The 17,279-nt window shown below is 61.5% G+C and carries 14 protein-coding genes; 1 reads left to right on the forward strand and 13 read right to left on the reverse strand.

From position 1 onward, the window contains the following. Positions 1 to 4: 4 nt before the first annotated feature. From trpC to N005_RS16965, 3 genes are read right to left on the reverse strand one after another with little or no spacing between them, the layout of a single operon-like run. Positions 5 to 841, reverse strand: a complete 837-nt coding sequence (gene trpC / locus N005_RS16955) for an indole-3-glycerol phosphate synthase TrpC (protein ID WP_047702269.1) — start codon at positions 839 to 841, stop codon at positions 5 to 7. After that, the gene (gene trpD / locus N005_RS16960; protein WP_047702270.1) at positions 838 to 1,887 is read right to left on the reverse strand and encodes an anthranilate phosphoribosyltransferase; all 1,050 of its coding nucleotides are present in this window, start codon (positions 1,885 to 1,887) and stop codon (positions 838 to 840) included. The genes trpC and trpD overlap by 4 nt, the downstream gene beginning before the upstream one ends. A gap of 9 nt (positions 1,888 to 1,896) precedes the next feature. Next, on the reverse strand, positions 1,897 to 2,490 hold the full coding sequence (locus N005_RS16965) for an aminodeoxychorismate/anthranilate synthase component II (protein WP_019693903.1): 594 nt from the start codon (positions 2,488 to 2,490) through the stop codon (positions 1,897 to 1,899). Positions 2,491 to 2,892: 402 nt separating this feature from the next. On the opposite strand from N005_RS16965, the gene estP reads away from it, so the two are divergent. Further along, positions 2,893 to 4,791 (forward strand): esterase EstP, encoded by a 1,899-nt coding sequence (estP, locus tag N005_RS16970; protein WP_047702271.1) that lies wholly within the window; start codon positions 2,893 to 2,895, stop codon positions 4,789 to 4,791. 131 nt (positions 4,792 to 4,922) lie between these two features. On the opposite strand, the gene trpE is transcribed toward estP, so the two are convergent. The 10 genes from trpE to N005_RS17020 all read right to left on the reverse strand — a co-directional run bounded on the left by trpE (position 4,923) and on the right by N005_RS17020 (position 17,253). Continuing rightward, positions 4,923 to 6,404 carry an anthranilate synthase component I gene (gene trpE, locus N005_RS16975; RefSeq protein ID WP_047702272.1) on the reverse strand — a complete coding sequence of 494 codons (1,482 nt, stop codon included), beginning with the start codon at positions 6,402 to 6,404 and terminating at the stop codon, positions 4,923 to 4,925. Between the two features lie 71 nt (positions 6,405 to 6,475). Continuing rightward, positions 6,476 to 7,294 (reverse strand): phosphoglycolate phosphatase, encoded by an 819-nt coding sequence (locus tag N005_RS16980; RefSeq protein ID WP_041023608.1) that lies wholly within the window; start codon positions 7,292 to 7,294, stop codon positions 6,476 to 6,478. Continuing rightward, complete coding sequence (gene rpe / locus N005_RS16985; RefSeq protein WP_047702273.1) at positions 7,291 to 7,965, reverse strand: ribulose-phosphate 3-epimerase; 675 nt, start codon at positions 7,963 to 7,965, stop codon at positions 7,291 to 7,293. The genes N005_RS16980 and rpe overlap by 4 nt, the downstream gene beginning before the upstream one ends. 78 nt (positions 7,966 to 8,043) lie before the next feature. Next, positions 8,044 to 9,192 (reverse strand): iron-containing alcohol dehydrogenase, encoded by a 1,149-nt coding sequence (locus N005_RS16990; RefSeq protein ID WP_047702274.1) that lies wholly within the window; start codon positions 9,190 to 9,192, stop codon positions 8,044 to 8,046. 174 nt (positions 9,193 to 9,366) lie between these two features. Next, positions 9,367 to 10,191 (reverse strand): ABC transporter permease, encoded by an 825-nt coding sequence (locus tag N005_RS16995; protein WP_047702275.1) that lies wholly within the window; start codon positions 10,189 to 10,191, stop codon positions 9,367 to 9,369. Positions 10,192 to 10,203: 12 nt separating this feature from the next. Beyond that, on the reverse strand, positions 10,204 to 11,451 hold the full coding sequence (locus tag N005_RS17000; RefSeq protein WP_047702276.1) for an ABC transporter permease: 1,248 nt from the start codon (positions 11,449 to 11,451) through the stop codon (positions 10,204 to 10,206). A gap of 204 nt (positions 11,452 to 11,655) precedes the next feature. Beyond that, complete coding sequence (locus N005_RS17005; RefSeq protein ID WP_047702277.1) at positions 11,656 to 12,699, reverse strand: ABC transporter substrate-binding protein; 1,044 nt, start codon at positions 12,697 to 12,699, stop codon at positions 11,656 to 11,658. A gap of 53 nt (positions 12,700 to 12,752) precedes the next feature. Next, on the reverse strand, positions 12,753 to 13,877 hold the full coding sequence (locus tag N005_RS17010) for an ABC transporter ATP-binding protein (RefSeq protein ID WP_047702278.1): 1,125 nt from the start codon (positions 13,875 to 13,877) through the stop codon (positions 12,753 to 12,755). 244 nt (positions 13,878 to 14,121) lie between these two features. Further along, positions 14,122 to 14,751 (reverse strand): response regulator, encoded by a 630-nt coding sequence (locus N005_RS17015; RefSeq protein WP_047702279.1) that lies wholly within the window; start codon positions 14,749 to 14,751, stop codon positions 14,122 to 14,124. Between the two features lie 105 nt (positions 14,752 to 14,856). Next, positions 14,857 to 17,253: a PAS domain-containing sensor histidine kinase gene (locus N005_RS17020; RefSeq protein WP_047702280.1), complete on the reverse strand. Its 2,397-nt coding sequence runs from the start codon at positions 17,251 to 17,253 to the stop codon at positions 14,857 to 14,859. Positions 17,254 to 17,279 lie beyond the last annotated feature (26 nt).

A 17,279-nucleotide genomic window follows, 5' to 3' on the forward strand; every position in this document is an offset into this window, starting at 1 on the left:
CGGATCAATCCAGCGCCGAACCCGTCACCGGAGTACCACGCTCGGGGAAGAACAGGCGTTGCAATTCAGTCCCTGGACTTTCAGCCCGCATGAACGCCTCGCCCACCAGGAACGAGTACACGTCGCTGACTTCCATCAGCTCGACATCGGCCCGATTGAGAATGCCACTTTCGGTGATGACCAGGCGATCACGCGGAATACGCGGCAACAGGTCCAAGGTGGTTTCCAGGCTGACTTCAAAGGTGTGCAGGTTGCGGTTGTTCACGCCGACCAGCCTGGTATCGAGGGTTTTCAGGGCCCGCTCCAGCTCGTCGCCATCATGCACTTCCACCAGCACATCCAGCCCTACATCCTTGGCGACGGAGGCCAGTTCGGCCATTTTCACGTCGTCCAGCGCGGAAACGATCAACAGCACGCAGTCGGCACCCAGGGCGCGAGCTTCCACGATCTGATATGGATCGACCATGAAATCCTTGCGGATCACCGGCAGCCTGCACGCCGCACGCGCTTGCTTCAGGTAGTCGTCGTGGCCTTGGAAAAAGTCGATATCGGTGAGCACCGAGAGGCAAGTCGCACCGCCCTTCTCGTAGCTGCGGGCAATATCGGCCGGTACGAAATGCTCGCGGATCACACCCTTGCTGGGAGAAGCCTTCTTGATCTCGGCGATTACGGCCGGTTGCTTTTTCTTCGCCTGATCGATCAGTGCGTTGGCAAAGCCACGGGGAGCGTCCGCTGCACGCGCCAGGTTTTCCAGCTCGGCCAGACTGACCCGAGCCCTGCGCTCGGCCACTTCCTCAGCCTTGCGAGTCAGAATTTTCTCCAAAACCGTTGGCACGCTCATCCTTCGTTCTCCACTTTGAATACGGCAGTAAAGGCACCCAGCTCCTCAAGCTTCTCCCGAGCCAGGCCGGTATGCAATGCATCATGGGCCAGTTCCACGCCTTGCTTGAGGCTGCTGGCATGGTCGGCAGCGTACAAAGCAGCGCCGGCGTTGAGCACAATCATTTCCGCGGCCTTCTGGCCATTCTCGGTCTTGCGGCGCCCCAGGGCATCACGGATCAGCTCCAGCGACTGGGCCGGTCCATCCACAGCCAGGCCGTGCAGGCTCTGGCTCTTCATGCCCAGGTCTTCAGGTTCGACCCAGTATTCGCTGATCTGGTCATTTTTAAGTTCAGCCACGAAAGTCGGCGCCGCCAGGCTGAATTCGTCCAGGCCGTCTTTCGAATGGACCACCAGGACGTGCTTGCTGCCCAGGCGCTGCAAGACCTCCGCCAACGGCCGGCACAACGCCTGGCTGAACACGCCCACCACCTGATGTTTCACACCGGCCGGATTCGTAAGCGGGCCGAGCATGTTGAACAGGGTACGCAGGCCCAAGTCCCGACGCGGTGCAGCGGCATGCTTCATGGCACTGTGATGGGTCTGGGCAAACATGAAGCCGATACCCACGTTATCGATGCAGCGGGCTACCTGGACCGGCGTCAGGTTCAGGTAGATGCCGGCCGCTTCCAGCAAGTCGGCACTGCCGCTCTTGCCCGAAACCGCCCGATTGCCATGCTTGGCGACCGTGCAACCGGCAGCCGCGACGACAAAGGCCGAGGCAGTGGACACGTTGAAGATATTCGCACCGTCACCGCCAGTGCCCACCACATCCACCACGCCGTCCAGGGTCTTGAGTTCGACCTTGTCCGCCAGCTCGCGCATCACCGAGACCGCACCAACGATTTCGTCGATGCTTTCGCTCTTCATGCGCATGGCCATCATGAAGGCGCCAATCTGCGCATCCGTGCACTGTCCAGTCATGATTTCGCGCATCACGTCGCGCATCTCGTCGGTGCTCAGGTCGAGATGACCAACGATACGCCCCAGGGCTGTCTTGATATCCATGGAAAGTCCTTAGCGCGTGCCGCCGGTTTGTTTGAGGAAGTTGGCGAACAGCTCGTGGCCCTGTTCGGTAAGAATGGACTCGGGGTGGAACTGCACACCCTCGATGTTCAACGTCTTGTGGCGCAACCCCATGATTTCGTCCACCGAACCGTCTTCCAGTTGCGTCCAGGCGGTCAGCTCCAGGCAATCAGGCAGGGTTTCGCGTTTGACGATCAGGGAGTGATAGCGGGTGACGGTGAGGGGACGGTTCAGGCCTTCGAACACGCCCTTGTCTTCATGGAATACCGGACTGGTCTTGCCGTGCATGACCTGACGGGCCCGCACCACATCGCCCCCGAAGGCCTGGCCGATCGATTGATGGCCCAGGCAGACGCCGAGGATGGGCAGTTTGCCGGCGAAATACTTGATGGCTTCGATGGAGACGCCCGCTTCGGTCGGTGTACACGGGCCCGGCGAAACCACGATCCGTTCAGGCTTGAGGGCTTCGATTTCGGCAATGGTCAATTCGTCGTTACGCACCACCTTCACTTCCGAGCCCAGCTCGCCGAGGTATTGCACAACGTTGTAGGTAAAGGAGTCGTAATTATCGATCATCAGCAACATGGTGTGAGCAACCTATTGAATTCACTGACTTTAAATACAGCCTTCGAAGAGAACCCGCACGGTGCTGCGCTTGGCCGGGCAAATCGTGCGCCAGCGAAACGGCTTTCAAGCGGGTAAAGAAGGCAAATCGGTACAGGTCCGGCAAGGCCGGCAGAGAACGGTCAGGCGCGCCAACGCCAACGGGCGTGAGCCTTGATCAGTTGATCCAGAAGTTTGCTGACAATCGACACGGGGGAAGTCTCGTTCATACGTTCCGGCACAGTAGCTTAGCTGGGCGGAGCGCGCAATATGAGCGACCCGACGGGCCTGCAAACAATCGCAACGTTCCGGATGGATGGCCGAACGCAAACAGTCTGGCGCTGTCGTTATTCCAACAACGACAAGACAAAACGGACTTTGCCCATGATCAGACACACGTTGCTCATACCTGTCACCGCTTGCCTGCTGGCGATGGCCAGCGTCCACGCAAGCGCAGCCCCCTACTCCAGCTTCATCGTCTTCGGCGACAGTCTCAATGACGCCGGCCAGCTCACCGACCCCGACGGCCCACCCGGGGCGACTCGACGCTTTACCAACCGCACCGGCCCGGTCTACCTGGATGGCAGCGGCGAGGTCTATTCCGCCAACGCCACCCAACTGCTCGGCGGGCGGTTGGGCTACTCCGCCGACGAGACCGCCGCCTCCACCTCGGCAGCCCGTGCCAGCGCGGGCCTGGCGGATGGCAATAACTGGGCCGTGGGCGGCTATCGCACCGACCAGATTCTCGACTCGATCACCACCGTTTCCAATACCGGCGAACGCAGCCGTGCCGGTTACCTGGCCAACGGGCTGCGCGCCGATCCGAATGCGCTGTATTACATTTCCGGTGGCGGCAACGACTTTCTCCAGGGCCTGGTATTGACCCCGCTGCAGGCGCAGGATGCCGCGAACCGCCTGGCCGACAGTGTCCAGACTCTGCAAACTGCGGGCGCCCGATACCTGATGGTCTGGCTGCTGCCCGACCTGGGCCTGACGCCAGCTTTGAATGGCACGCCCCTGCAGAATGCCGTCTCGCAGCTCAGCAACCAGTTCAACCAGCAGTTGATTACCCGACTGCAAGGTATCGATGCCGAAGTCATCCCACTGAACGTTCCACTGTTGTTGCAGGAAAGCTTCGCCGACCCAGCACGATTCGGCTTTGCCAGCGGTACGAACCTCGTCGCTACCTGCTTCAGCGGTAATGGCTGCACGGAAAACTCGACTTATGGCATCCACAGCGCCACACCTGACCCGAGCAAACTGGTCTACAACGATTCGGTCCACCCTACCGAAGCCGGGCAGAAGCTGATCGCCGACTATGCCTACTCTCTCCTCTCAGCGCCGTGGGAGCTGACGTTGCTGCCCGAAATGGCCCATTCGACGCTCCGCGCCCACCAGGATGAGCTACGCAACCAATGGCAATCGGACTGGGACAGCTGGCAGGCGGTCGGCCAGTGGCGTGCGATCGTCGCGGCTGGCGGCCAGCATCTGGACCTGGACAGCCAGAACAACGGTGCCAGCGCCGATGGCAATGGTCAAAGCTTGAATGTCGGAGGCAGCTATCGTCTCAACGAAGCCTGGCGCATGGGGGTGGCCGCTGGCTTCTATCGCCAGGACATGGAAGCAGGCCATAACGATTCGGACTACAGGCTAAACAGCTACCTGGCGACCGCGTTCGCCCAGTTCCAGCAGAATCGCTGGTGGGCTGACGCAGCGCTGACCGGTGGCAAGCTCGACTACGACAACCTGGAACGCAAATTCGACCTGGGCGTCAGCGAGGCACAGGAAAAAGGCGATACCGACGGTCATCTCTGGGCGTTCAGCAGTCGCCTGGGCTATGACATTGCCCAGCCCGGCAGCGAATGGCACCTGTCACCGTTCATCAGCGCCGATTATGCGAAAGTGGAAGTCGACGGTTATTCCGAGAAGAGCAATCGCTCCACAGCCCTGACGTTCGATGATCAGACCCGCGACTCGAAACGCCTGGGCATTGGCTTGCAGGGCAAATACAACTTGACCCGCCAGACCCAGGTGTTTGGCGAATATGCCCACGAACGTGAGTATGAAGATGACACGCAGAAAGTGAACATGGCCCTCAACAGCCTGCCGGCCAACGACTTCACGCTTGAAGGCTATACGCCACAGAGCCACCTGAATCGCCTGAGCCTGGGGGTCAGCCACAAGTTGACCAACGACCTGGCGCTGCGGGGCGGTTATACATTGCGCAAGGATGATGATTTCACCCAGCAAGGGGTGAATGTCGGGGTCAGCCTGGATTTCTGATCGGAAGTCCCCGGTGGGAGCGAGCCTGCTCGCGATAGCGACACATCAAATACATTGTTCTTGAAAGTGCCGCCGTCAATCGCGAGCAGGCTCGCTCCCACAGTGGTTGTGGCTCACAGATGCAGGTGAACTCAGTCGCTCGAAGTCTGCTCGGCCAGTGCCACGGCCCGGAACATCGCCCGGCGCTTGTTCAGGGTTTCTTCCCATTCCAGCACCGGTACCGAATCGGCAACAATGCCGCCACCGGCCTGCACATGCAGTTCGCCGTTCTTGATCACCGCGGTGCGGATGGCAATGGCGGTATCCATGTTGCCGTTCCAGGCGAAGTAACCCACGGCACCACCGTATACACCACGCTTGACCGGTTCCAGTTCATCGATGATTTCCATCGCGCGGATTTTCGGCGCGCCGGACAAGGTTCCCGCCGGCAGGATCGCCCGCAAGGCGTCCATGGCCGTCAGCCCGGCCTTCAACTGACCGGTGACGTTCGACACGATGTGCATCACGTTGGAATAGCGCTCGATGACCATCTTCTCGGTGAGTTTCACCGAGCCGACTTCCGAAACCCGCCCGGTATCGTTGCGGCCCAGGTCGATCAGCATCAGGTGCTCGGCGATTTCCTTGGCATCCGACAACAGGTCATCTTCCAGCGCCCGATCCGCCTCTTCCGTAGCGCCACGAGGGCGAGTACCGGCAATCGGTCGCACAGTGATCAGGTTGTCCTCGACCCGCACCAGCACTTCCGGCGAACTGCCCACGACGTGGAAATCGCCAAAATTGAAGAAGTACATGTAAGGCGTCGGGTTGAAGCAGCGCAGCGCGCGGTACAAATCGATAGGTGCGGCCTTGAAGTCGATGGACATCCGTTGCGACGGCACCACCTGCATGCAGTCGCCCGCCAGGATGTACTCCTTGATGGTATCGACGGCCCTTTCGTAATCGGCCTGGGTAAAGCTGGAACGGAACACCGGGTCGACAGCCGCCTGCTTGCTGAAATCCAACCCCGGACGTGGGGTGATCGGCTGGCGAAGTTTTTCCAACAGCGCCTGCAGGCTTTTCTGACCTTGCTCGTAGGCATCTTCCTGGGAAGGATCCGCCAGGACAATTGCATGCATCTTGCCGGCGAGGTTGTCGAAAACCACCACCGCATCGGAAACCATCAGCAGGATGTCCGGCACGCCCAGCGGATCCGGGTTCGGGCAGGTGCCCAGGCGTTTTTCCACATAGCGCACGCAGTCGTAGCCGAAATACCCCACCAGGCCACCGTTGAAACGCGGCAGGCCGGGGATGGTCGGCACGTTATAGCGGGCCTTGAAGGTTTCGACGAAGGCCAGCGGGTCTTCGACTTCGTGGCTTTCGATCTCGACGCCGTCGTGGGTCACGCTGATGCGATGGTCATGGACCCGCAGCACCGTGCGGCACGGCAGGCCGATGATGGAATATCGGCCCCATTTCTCGCCGCCCTGCACCGACTCGAGCAGGTAGGAGTTGGGCCGGTCGGCCAGCTTGAGGTAGATCGACAGCGGGGTGTCGAAGTCGGCCAGGGTTTCACAGGCGAGCGGGATACGGTTGTAGCCGGCCGCGGCCAGGCGCAGGAATTCTTCGCGGATCATGAGGGTGCCTCGTGGCAAGAGGAGCTGACAGTCAGGTATGCAAACGCGCCGGATAACCGGCCAGGATCAAGTCAGGCGCGCCAACGCCAGCGGGCCAGGGCCTTCATGACTTTCATCCAGAGTTTGCGAGTGACCACCACGATGGCGTTTCCAGAAGAGGATTGAACAGCGTCGGGCAACGTTATCTCAGCGGCCGGGTCCAGGCAACCGGGAATTAACAGGCGCAGGTCGTCGATCACCAGCGAGGGAAACTCTTCTGCGATCGGCCGGCCGTGGTTGTAGCCATAACTCAGCGCCACGCACTTGACCCCCGCCGCTTTCGCCGCCAGCACATCGCTGCGCGAGTCGCCGACAAATAACGATTGGGAGGCCGGGATGTTGGCCATTTTCATGACGAAGAACAGCGCCGCCGGGTCGGGCTTCTTCTGCGGCAAGGTATCGCCGCCGATGATCCAGCGGAAGTAACGGCCGATTTTCATCTGGTCCAGCAACGGCGCGACAAAGCGTTCCGGCTTGTTGGTGATCAACGCCATCTCCACGCCTTGCTTGTGCAGCCACTTGAGGGTCGAGCGCACACCGGGGTAGACCACGGTCAGCGGGTGATTGCCCTCATAGGCTTCGTTGAACAACTCCAACGCTCGCTCGGCCTCGGCATCATCGACCCCTTGGGCATCGATATGATTGGCCAGGGCCCGGCGCACCAGCATGGGCGCACCGTTGCCGACCCAGTGGCGCACCGCCTCGAGGCCGGCGGGCGGGCGTCCGAGCTTGAGCAGCATATCGTCCACCGCTGCCGCGAGGTCCGGGACCGAATCGACCAGTGTGCCATCGAGGTCGAACATCACCAGACGCGGCAGGCAGCCGGGGAACAGCTGCTCGAAACCGCTCATGGACGGGCCAGGGCCAGTTCGGCGCGCATTTTTTCGATGACTTCCTTGTAGTCCGGCGCGTTGAAGATCGCCGAGCCAGCCACAAAGGTGTCGGCGCCGGCCGCGGCGATCTCGCGGATGTTGCCCACGTTGACGCCACCGTCGATTTCCAGGCGGATGTCACGCCCCGACGCGTCGATCAGCGCACGGGCTTCGCGCAGCTTGTCGAGGGTCGCCGGGATGAACTTCTGGCCGCCGAAACCGGGGTTGACGCTCATCAGCAGGATCATGTCGACCTTGTCCATCACGTACTTAAGGACGTCCAGCGGTGTCGCCGGGTTGAATACCAGGCCAGCCTTGCAGCCGCCTTCACGGATCAACTGCAGGGAGCGATCGACGTGCAGCGTGGCTTCGGGGTGGAAGGTGATGTAGGTGGCACCGGCTTCGATGAAGTCGCCGACGATACGGTCCACCGGGCTGACCATCAGGTGCGCATCGATCGGCGCGGTGATGCCGTACTTGCGCAGTGCCGCACAGACCATCGGGCCGATGGTCAGGTTGGGTACGTAGTGGTTGTCCATGACATCGAAGTGCACGATATCGGCGCCGGCGGCCAGGACGTTGTCCACTTCTTCGCCCAGGCGGGCGAAGTCGGCGGAGAGGATCGACGGAGCAATGGCGAAGGGCTGCATGACGCACCTGTTTTGAGCGAAAACGCGATGGCGCGCATTGTATACCTCAAGATTTGGCGCGCCCACCGTGGCCGACGATCAATACGCTGCGCGGTAGATCTTCTCGATATCAGCGACGCTCAACTTGCGTGGATTGTTACGCATCAACCGCTCGATTCCCGCCGCCTCCACGGCCATGGACGGGATCACGCCCTCGGTGACACCCAGGCCGCTCAAGCCCTTGGGGATCTCTACGGCGCGACACAACGCGGCCATGGCCTCCACCGCTTCGTCGGCGGCTTCAAGATCACTCAGATGGCCGGTCTTGACGCCCATCGCTTCGGCAATGTCCCGCATGCGCTCCACGCAAGCCATCTTGTTCCACTGCATGACATAGGGCAGCAGCATGGCGTTGGCAACGCCATGGGACACGTGGAAGCGCCCACCCAGCGGATAAGCCAATGCATGCACCGCCCCGACCCCGGCATTGCCGAACGCCATGCCGGCCATCAGGCTGGCGGTGGCCATATCCTCGCGGGCCTGCAGGTGAGCCGGGTTGGCAAAGGCCTTGGGCAATGCGCGGCTGATCAGCTTGATCGCACCGATGGCCAGGGCATCGGTGATCGGCGACGCATTGAGCGACAGGTAGGACTCGACGGCATGAGCCAGGGCATCGACACCACTGGCGGCGGTCACGCCGGGGGGACAGGTCAAGGTCATCTGCGGACTGACCAGCGCCACGTCCGGCAACAGATAATCGCTGACGATGCCCTTTTTCAGCTGCGCAGCCTTGTCGGACAGGATCGCCACGTTGGTGACCTCCGAGCCGGTCCCGGCCGTGGTGGGGATGGCAATCATCGGCGGGCCCTTGCGGGGAACCTGGTCGACACCGAACATGTCCTGCAGCTCGCCATGATAGCCGGCGTAGACGCCCACGCACTTGGCGATGTCGATGGCGCTGCCACCGCCGAGGCCGATCAGGCCGTCATGACCACCGTCGCGGTAGGCCTGCATGCAGTCTTCGACGATGGCGATTTCCGGGTCCGGCATGACCCGGTCGAAAATCTCGTAGTCGCGCCCGCCCAGGTGTTGCAGGGCCAGTTCCACGGTGCCGGACTTGACCAGCGCGGCATCGGTGACGATCAGCGGATTATCCACATCCAGCCGTGTCAGCTCGGCCGCCAGTTGCTCGATGGCAGCGGCACCGGTGATCAGTTTGTGGGCGATCTTGAATGAGGAAAGACTCATGTGCGCGGCCTCTTGTTCGAGTATGGGCTGGCACAAGGATAGCTCGGTATTGCGGATCGTGAATACGCCGCAAGTCCTTGTGGGAGCGAGCCTGCTCGCGATAGCGGTGGAGCATTCAACATAGAGGCTGAATGTCAGTCCGCTATCGCGAGCAGGCTCGCTCCCACAGAGTACTCAGGCTTGGGTGGTACGCAGCTTCTCGCTACGTCCACGCAACCACTCCAGGGTCAGCAGCAGGATCACCGAGAAGGCGATCAACAGTGTCGCCGCCGCCGCGATGGTAGGACTGAGGTTTTCGCGGATGCCACTGAACATCTGCCGTGGCAGGGTGGCTTGCTCGGGGCCGGCGAGGAACAGGGTCACCACTACTTCATCGAACGAAGTCGCGAAGGCGAACAGCGCCCCGGAGATCACCCCCGGGGCGATCAACGGCAGGGTCACCCGACGAAACGTCGTCAATGGCGAAGCCCCAAGACTGGCCGCCGCACGCACCAGGTTATGGTTGAACCCCTGCAAGGTCGCCGAGACGGTGATGATGACGAACGGTACACCCAGCACCGCGTGGACCACGATCAGCGAGATGAAACTGTTGCCCATGCCCAGCGGTGCGAAGAACAGGTAGCTGGCCACGCCGATGATCACCACCGGGACCACCATGGGTGAAATCACCAGGGCCATGACCAGCGCCTTGCCCGGGAAATTGCCACGGGTCAGGCCGATGGCCGCCAGCGTACCGAAGACCATCGCCAGCAACGTGGCGGCCGGGGCCACGATGACGCTGTTCTTCAGTGCCCGCATCCACTCCGCCGAGGCGAAGAAGTCCTGGTACCAGTGCAGCGAAAAGCCTTGCAGCGGATACACCAGGAAGCTGCCGGAGTTGAACGACAGCGGGACGATCACCAGCACCGGAAGGATCAGGAACAACAGGATCAATCCGCAGAGCGTGCGCAAGCAGTAGAACCATACCCGTTCGACGGGAGACATGTAAGGACTCAGCATTTCGATCTCCCCTTAGCTCAGGCGCAGGCGACTGGCGCCCACCAGCCAGCTGTAAATCAGATAAAGCACGATGGTCGCCAGCAACAGCAGCCCGCCGAGCGCCGTGGCCATGCCCCAGTTGATGCTGGTGTTGGTGTAGAACGCGACGAAGTAGCTGACCATCTGGTCGTTCGGGCTGCCCAGCAATGCCGGGGTGATGTAGTAGCCGATGGCGAGGATGAACACCAACAGGCAACCGGCGCCGACACCGGCATAGGTCTGCGGGAAGTACACCCGCCAGAAACTGGCAAATGGATGACAGCCCAGGGAAATCGCCGCCCGCATGTAGGTGGGCGAGATGCCCTTCATCACGCTGTAGATCGGCAGGATCATGAACGGCAGCAGGATGTGGACCATCGAGATGTAGACGCCGGTACGGTTGAACACCAACTCCAGGGGCTTGTCGATGACGCCCATGGCCAGCAGGGCACTGTTGATCAGGCCACCGGACTGCAGCAGTACGATCCACGCCGCCACCCGCACCAGGATCGAAGTCCAGAACGGCAGCAGCACCAGGATCATCAGCAGGTTGCTCTGGCGCGACGGCAGGTTCGCCAACAGGTAGGCCAGTGGGTAAGCCAGTACCAGGCAGATCGCGGTGATGATCAGGCCCATCCAGAACGTGCGGGCGAAGATGTCGAGGTAGATCGCCTGGTCAGGCGTGGCCGGAGCCAGTTCGCCGAGGTCGTCGATGCGATGATCGACGGACGCCAGCAGGTAATAGGGGGTGACGTTGCTGGTATTACGGCGGATGACCTGCCAATACGCAGGATCGCCCCAGCGCTCATCGAGGCCTTCCAGTGCTTCTTTATAAGAAGCCGGCTCGCTGGCAAACGGCAGCGCGCGAGCGGTCTTGGTCAGCAGGCTGCGATAGCCGGCCGATTCCATGTTCAGGCGCTTGGACAAGTCGCCCAGGGTCTGATTCTTGCGCGCTTCGGCCAGGTCTTCACTGGCGGCCTTGTACACCGGTTCCCCCGGTAATCCGCGCCCATCCCAAGCGGCGATCGCAGCCACGGTGCGCGGCATGGTGCCGACCACTTCCGGGTTGCTGACGCTTTTGAACAGCAGCGCCACGATCGGCACCAGGAACACCAGCAACAGAAACAACACCAGCGGCGCGATCAAGGCCTGGGCCTTCCAGCGGTTGACCCGCTCGGCGCGCTTGAGCCGCTGCTTCAAGGTGGGGCTGGTGCCCGCGTTCAGTGGAACGGCGATGGCCATGGCGAACTCCGCAAATCTTTTTTTATCGTTACAGGGGCGGCTTACCGCCCCTGTTCTTTTGAAACACCCAACCTGTCGAGACTGATTTCCTGCGGGAGCGAGCCCGCTCGCGATGACTGCGGCACATTCAATATTGCTGTGTCTGACAGACCGCTATCGCGAGCAGGCTCGCTCCCACAAGGACCTCATCCAGCCTTCAGAGGGTTACTTCGCAGCCCAGGAGTTGAAGCGCTGCTCCAGTTGCTCACCGTTGTCAGCCCAGAAGCTGACATCGATCTGCACCTGGTTGGCGATGTTTTCCGGGGTGGTCGGCATGTCTTTCAAGACATCCTTGGACAGCAACGGTACTGCCTGGGTGTTGGCCGGGCCGTAGGCGATGTTTTCCGAGTAGGTCTTCTGCTGCTGTGGTGCCACCGAGTAGGCGATGAATTTCTTCGCCGCTTCAGCGCGGGTCTTGTCCAGGCCACGCGGGATGGCCCAGGCGTCGAAGTCGTAGATGCCGCCGTTCCACACCACTTTCAGGTTGCTTTCTTTCTGTACGGCGGCGATCCGGCCGTTGTAGGCCGAGCTCATGACCACGTCACCAGACGCCAGGTACTGCGGCGGCTGTGCGCCGGCTTCCCACCACTGGATGTTCGGCTTGAGTTCGTCGAGTTTCTTGAACGCGCGGTCCTGACCATCCTTGCCGGCCAACACCTTGTAGACGTCTTTTGGCGCGACACCGTCGGCCATCAGAGCGAATTCCAGGGTGTATTTGGCGCCCTTGCGCAGGCCGCGTTTACCCGGGAACTGCTTGGTGTCCCAGAAATCCGCCCAGCTGGTGGGCGCGGTTTTCAGTTTGTCGGCGTTGTAGGCCAGGACGGTCGACCACACGAAGAAACCTACACCGCAAGGCTGGATGGCGCCCTTGACGTAGTCCTCGGTCTTGCCGAACAGCGCCGGGTCGAGCTGTTCGAACATGTCTTCGTCACAGCCACGGGACAACTCAGGGGATTCGACTTCAACCAGATCCCACGAGACGCTCTTGGTGTCGACCATGGCCTTGACCTTGGCCATTTCGCCGTTGTACTCGCCAGCCACGATCTTGCCGTTGCCGGCCGCTTCCCACGGTGCGTAAAAGGCTTTGACCTGAGCCGCCTTGTTCGCCCCGCCAAAAGACACCACGGTCAGGTCCGGGCCCGCCGCCATCGCGCTTGCCGCACCCATCATGCCCAGGGTCAGGGCGGTGAACTTCAGGGATCTCAACATTTATTGTTCTCTCCACGTGCAGGGTTGGTGTGTTGATTACAGCAGGGGGGCGATCAATTCGCCTCTAGAAGTGGGTCGAGCGCACGCACGTGCTCAACCTGCCAGCCAAGCGGAACCACGTCGCCGACGGCGAGCTCGGGGTCGAGCTCGGCAATCGGTTGTTTCACGAAGAAGTCGTTCTTGCCGCAGACTTCCAGGCGAACCCGGACGTGGTCGCCCAGATAGATGAATTCCGCCACCCTCCCTGAGAAGCGGTTGACACATTGTTCGCTTGCGCCGTTGAGGCTCACCCGCTCCGGACGGATCGACAGGGTCACCGGCTCGCCGGGCTTGCCGACGTTTACCGCCAGTGCCTCGACCTTCTCGCCACGGCCCAGCTCCACCAGGCAGCGATCGCCGGTCTGACTGTGCAGGCGACCGCTGAGGCGGTTGTTTTCGCCAATGAAGTTGGCGACGAAAGTGTTTTTGGGTTCTTCGTAGAGCGTGCGCGGCGGGGCGATCTGCTGGATCTCGCCCTGGTGGAACACCGCCACGCGGTCGGACATGGTCAAGGCTTCGCCCTGGTCGTGGGTCACATAGACCACGGTCACGCCAAGACGCTGGTGCAGGTGTTTGATTTCCATCTGCATGTGTTCACGCAGTTGCTTGTCCAGCGCGCCGAGGGGTTCATCCATGAGCACCAGTTGTGGCTCGAATACCAGCGCCCGCGCCAGGGCCACACGTTGTTGCTGGCCGCCGGACAATTGCGCCGGATAACGCTGGGCGAAGGTGTCCAGCTGGACCATGCTCAGTACCCGTTTGACACGGTCGCTGACATCGCTCTTGTTCAGGCCACGCACGGTCAATGGGAACGCCAGGTTCTCGGCGACGGTCATGTGGGGGAACAGGGCATAGTTCTGGAACACCATGCCGATGTCGCGCTTGTGGGGCGGCACATGGTTGATGGCACGGCCGGCCAACTGGATCTCACCGGCGGTCGGGGTTTCAAAACCCGCGAGCATCATCAGGCTGGTGGTCTTGCCGGAACCGGACGGCCCGAGCAAGGTCAGGAATTCGCCTTTGCGAATGTCCAGGTTGAGGTCCTTGACGATCAGGTTCTCGCCATCGTAGCTCTTTTGCACACCACGAAAGCTGACCAGCACATCGCTGGCCCCCGCGCTTGAATCAACCTGGCTCATACCCGCACCTTTTGTATTGATGACTACTTGTGAATCAAGCCTAGTGGAGCCTCGTGCCCGCGCAAATCGGGGCGCAGGAGAGAATCGCCTCAGCCGGATGGAAGAGTCGGGGTAGGGATTGCCCTACAAGGGCGGCGGGATTGGATAAAAGCGCTGGGGGATTTGGGGTTAAACGCTGAAATTGCGGGTGCTGAGGCATGTCGCAAATGGACATGACCAGCGTGTTCCCCCTGTGGGAGCGAGCCTAGAGCAACTTGTGCTCCATCGCGTACTTCACCAGTTCCGCCAGGGAAGTGATGTTGAGCTTCTGCATCAACCGCGCCTTGTGGGTACTGATGGTTTTACTGCTCAAGGCCAGTTGCTGGGCGATGTCGTTGACGTTGGCGCCTTGGGCAAGGCGCTCGAAGACCGAGAACTCGCGCTCGGACAGCAGCGAATGCAACGGGCGAGTGTCGGTCAGGCCGACTTCGAACACCATGCGATCGGCCAGGTCCGGGTCGATGTAACGCCCGCCCGCCGCGACCTTGCGAATCGCCATGAGCAGCAATGCCGGGTCGCTGTCCTTGGTCGCGTAGCCAGCCGCGCCGACCTTCAACGCCCGGGCCGCCATCTGCGCCTCGTCGTGCATCGACAACACCAGGATCGCCGGCGGATTGTTCAGCGCACGGATCCGCGGGATCGCCTCCAGGCCATTGACGCCCGGCATGGATATGTCCAGCAGCACCACTTCGCAGGGCACATGCCGCAGGGTCTCGAGCAACTGCTCGCCGTTGCTCGCCTCTCCCGCCACCACCAGATCCTTTGCCAGGCCGATCAATTGCTTGATGCCTTCACGGACGATGGTGTGGTCTTCGGCTACCAGTACACGGATCACGTTCTTCTCCAGATTCAGAATCCAATCGCGAGCAGGCTCGCTCCCACAGTGATTGACGCAAATCCATAACCCTGTGGAAGCGAGCCGGCTCGCGAAAGCGTCTACTCAGGCCTCCGCCAGAGGCACCCGCACCGCCAAGGTAGTCCCCTCCCCCGGCTCACTCTCCAGGGACAACCGCCCGCCCATGATCAGCACTCGCTCGCGCATCCCCACCAGCCCGAAGGATGTCGGCCGACTTGTATCGGCAATAAATCCTACACCGTCATCACTCACGATCAGACACAATTCATCGCCTTCGCGAACCAGCGTCAGTTCCACGGTGTGCGCCTGGGCGTGGCGCATCACGTTGGTCAGCGCTTCCTGGAGAATACGGAACAGGCCGATCGCCTTGGCATCGCTCAGCGCTGGCAGATTCTCAGGCACCTGCACCAGGCATGGGATCTGCGTACGCGCCTCGAAGCGTCGGGCCTGCCATTCGATGGCCGAGGCGATACCGGCATCGAGGATCGGCGGCCGCAACGCCGTCGCCACATCTCGTACCAGTTGGAACAATTGGGCGATCAGGCGCTTCATGCTGTTGAGTCGTTCCTGCAAGCCGGGGTCCAGTTGCGCATAGGCCAATTCGCACATGGACGTTTCCAGCTTCAGCACCGTCAACATCTGACCCAGTTCGTCGTGGACTTCCCGGGCGATACGGGCCTTTTCCTCTTCCCGCACACTTTCCAGGTGCGCCGACAATTCGCGCAATTGTTCCCGGGAGCTGGCCAGCTCCAGCTCGATACGCTTGCTTTCGGTGATGTCCCAGACAATACCGTCCCAGACGTAGGCGCCATCCTCGAGACGACGGGTGATCGCCTTGATCTCAGCCCAGCGCTCCCGGCCTTCGCGGGTCAGGATGCGCCCCTGCCACGACCAGTCACTGTCGCTGTCCAGCGCTTGGTCCTGGGTGCGGTGATAATCGGCCTTGTCCTCCGGATGCACCAGGCTGCGCAAGCCGGTGTCGCTGCGAGCCAGGGTCGCGGGGGAATAACCCACCAGGCTCTCGCTGCCTTCGCTGATGTAGGCAAAATCGATCTGACCGGTCACCGGTGCCCGCTCCAGGCGGAAGACCAGGCCCGGCACGTTGGCAGCGATGCCTTGCAGGCGCGCTTCGCTTTCGCGCAACGCCGCCAGCGCACGACGGCGCTCGGTCACGTCGTTGAGGTAGACCACCAGGTACTCGGCATCACGGAAACGCAGGAAGCTCAGGGAAACATCGGCCGGCAGAATGCTGCCATCAGCCCGCACGCACTCGGTCTCGAAGCTCTGTGGTCCGTCCTCGCTGGCCCGGGCGCGCTTCCACAGGTTCAACCAGCGATCCATGTGCAGGCCCGGCTCGAAGTCGATCAAGGGGCGCTCGATGATCGCACCGGGTTCATAGCCCAGCATGGTTTCGGCGGCGCGGTTGGCGTAGCGCACATGGCTGTCCCAGTTGACCCAGAGAATGCCGACCGTGCTTTGATCGATGGAAAACTGGGTGAGCCGAAGCGCTTCCTCGCTGGCGGCACGCTGGGCGATATCTTCGCGCGCGGAGCGCAGGCGTCGCTCCAACCCACGTTGCTGACGACGCTGCCAGAATACGATGGCGACACAGCTCAAGAGCAGGGCCAGCATCAACAACGTCAGGTTCTGCCAGAACCCCGGGGTCTCGGTCAGGCGCGGATACTTGGGTTTGAGCCAGCGACTGTGCAGTTGCTCCAGCTCCTTGGCGGGGATCGCCTGCAGCCCCTTGTCGACTATTTCGGCCAGCTCCGGCCAGTCCCGACGCGTAGCGACCCGCAGCAGTTGCGGCAGGCCGATGTCGCCGACCACCACCAGCTCGGCGAACTCCGGCTCGATCATGAGCCGGCCCAACTGCGCCTCGTCGACCACCGCGTAGCGAGCCTGCTGGCTGAGCAGCAGCTGCAGGGCCTCGCGCTCCATCGGCACACCCTGCAGATTCAACGTCGGATAGGTGCTGTGCAGGTAATCCGCCGTGGCGCTGGGCATGCGTACCGCGACCCGGACCTGGGCATCGAGCTTTTCCAGTTCCACACCCTCGGCGCCCTTCTGCTCACCGACAATCAACTGCGGCACGCGCATGTACGGATCGGAGAACAGCCAGAGCCTGAGCCCACCCGGCGTCTGGGTCAGGCCCGGGGCGATATCCACTTCACCATCGCGCAGCGCGGCCTCCAGTTGCGCCAGATCCTGGAAATTGCGCCAGGTCAGCTCGACATTCAATACCTTGCCCAACCACTGCATCAACTCGACGTTGGTGCCGGACAGGCGCTGCAAGCGTCGATCATATTGCGCATACGGCGCCTGCAGGACCAGGCCAACCCGCAACTGAGGATGTTGTGCCAACCACTGGCGTTGTCCGGCACTCCATTGCACGCCATGGGCAGAAGGCGCGGGCGCAGCCCACGTCATCAAGGGAAGCCATAAACAGCCGATAACCCACAGGCAGCAAAAACGCATCATTGAAGTCTCACGCACTGACAAATACT

The sequence above is a fragment of the Pseudomonas mediterranea CFBP 5447 genome, from assembly GCF_000774145.1.
Classification (GTDB): Bacteria; Pseudomonadota; Gammaproteobacteria; order Pseudomonadales; family Pseudomonadaceae; genus Aquipseudomonas; species Aquipseudomonas mediterranea.

What these genes read in the sequence shown, in the direction of transcription:
- trpC (WP_047702269.1), bottom strand. Translation starts at nt 841, where the DNA reads ATGAGCGTGCCAACGGTTTTGGAGAAAATTCTGACTCGCAAGGCTGAG.
- trpD (WP_047702270.1), bottom strand. Translation starts at nt 1,887, where the DNA reads ATGGATATCAAGACAGCCCTGGGGCGTATCGTTGGTCATCTCGACCTG.
- N005_RS16965 (WP_019693903.1), bottom strand. Translation starts at nt 2,490, where the DNA reads ATGTTGCTGATGATCGATAATTACGACTCCTTTACCTACAACGTTGTG.
- estP (WP_047702271.1), top strand. Translation starts at nt 2,893, where the DNA reads ATGATCAGACACACGTTGCTCATACCTGTCACCGCTTGCCTGCTGGCG.
- trpE (WP_047702272.1), bottom strand. Translation starts at nt 6,404, where the DNA reads ATGATCCGCGAAGAATTCCTGCGCCTGGCCGCGGCCGGCTACAACCGT.
- N005_RS16980 (WP_041023608.1), bottom strand. Translation starts at nt 7,294, where the DNA reads ATGAGCGGTTTCGAGCAGCTGTTCCCCGGCTGCCTGCCGCGTCTGGTG.
- rpe (WP_047702273.1), bottom strand. Translation starts at nt 7,965, where the DNA reads ATGCAGCCCTTCGCCATTGCTCCGTCGATCCTCTCCGCCGACTTCGCC.
- N005_RS16990 (WP_047702274.1), bottom strand. Translation starts at nt 9,192, where the DNA reads ATGAGTCTTTCCTCATTCAAGATCGCCCACAAACTGATCACCGGTGCC.
- N005_RS16995 (WP_047702275.1), bottom strand. Translation starts at nt 10,191, where the DNA reads ATGCTGAGTCCTTACATGTCTCCCGTCGAACGGGTATGGTTCTACTGC.
- N005_RS17000 (WP_047702276.1), bottom strand. Translation starts at nt 11,451, where the DNA reads ATGGCCATCGCCGTTCCACTGAACGCGGGCACCAGCCCCACCTTGAAG.
- N005_RS17005 (WP_047702277.1), bottom strand. Translation starts at nt 12,699, where the DNA reads ATGTTGAGATCCCTGAAGTTCACCGCCCTGACCCTGGGCATGATGGGT.
- N005_RS17010 (WP_047702278.1), bottom strand. Translation starts at nt 13,877, where the DNA reads ATGAGCCAGGTTGATTCAAGCGCGGGGGCCAGCGATGTGCTGGTCAGC.
- N005_RS17020 (WP_047702280.1), bottom strand. Translation starts at nt 17,253, where the DNA reads ATGATGCGTTTTTGCTGCCTGTGGGTTATCGGCTGTTTATGGCTTCCC.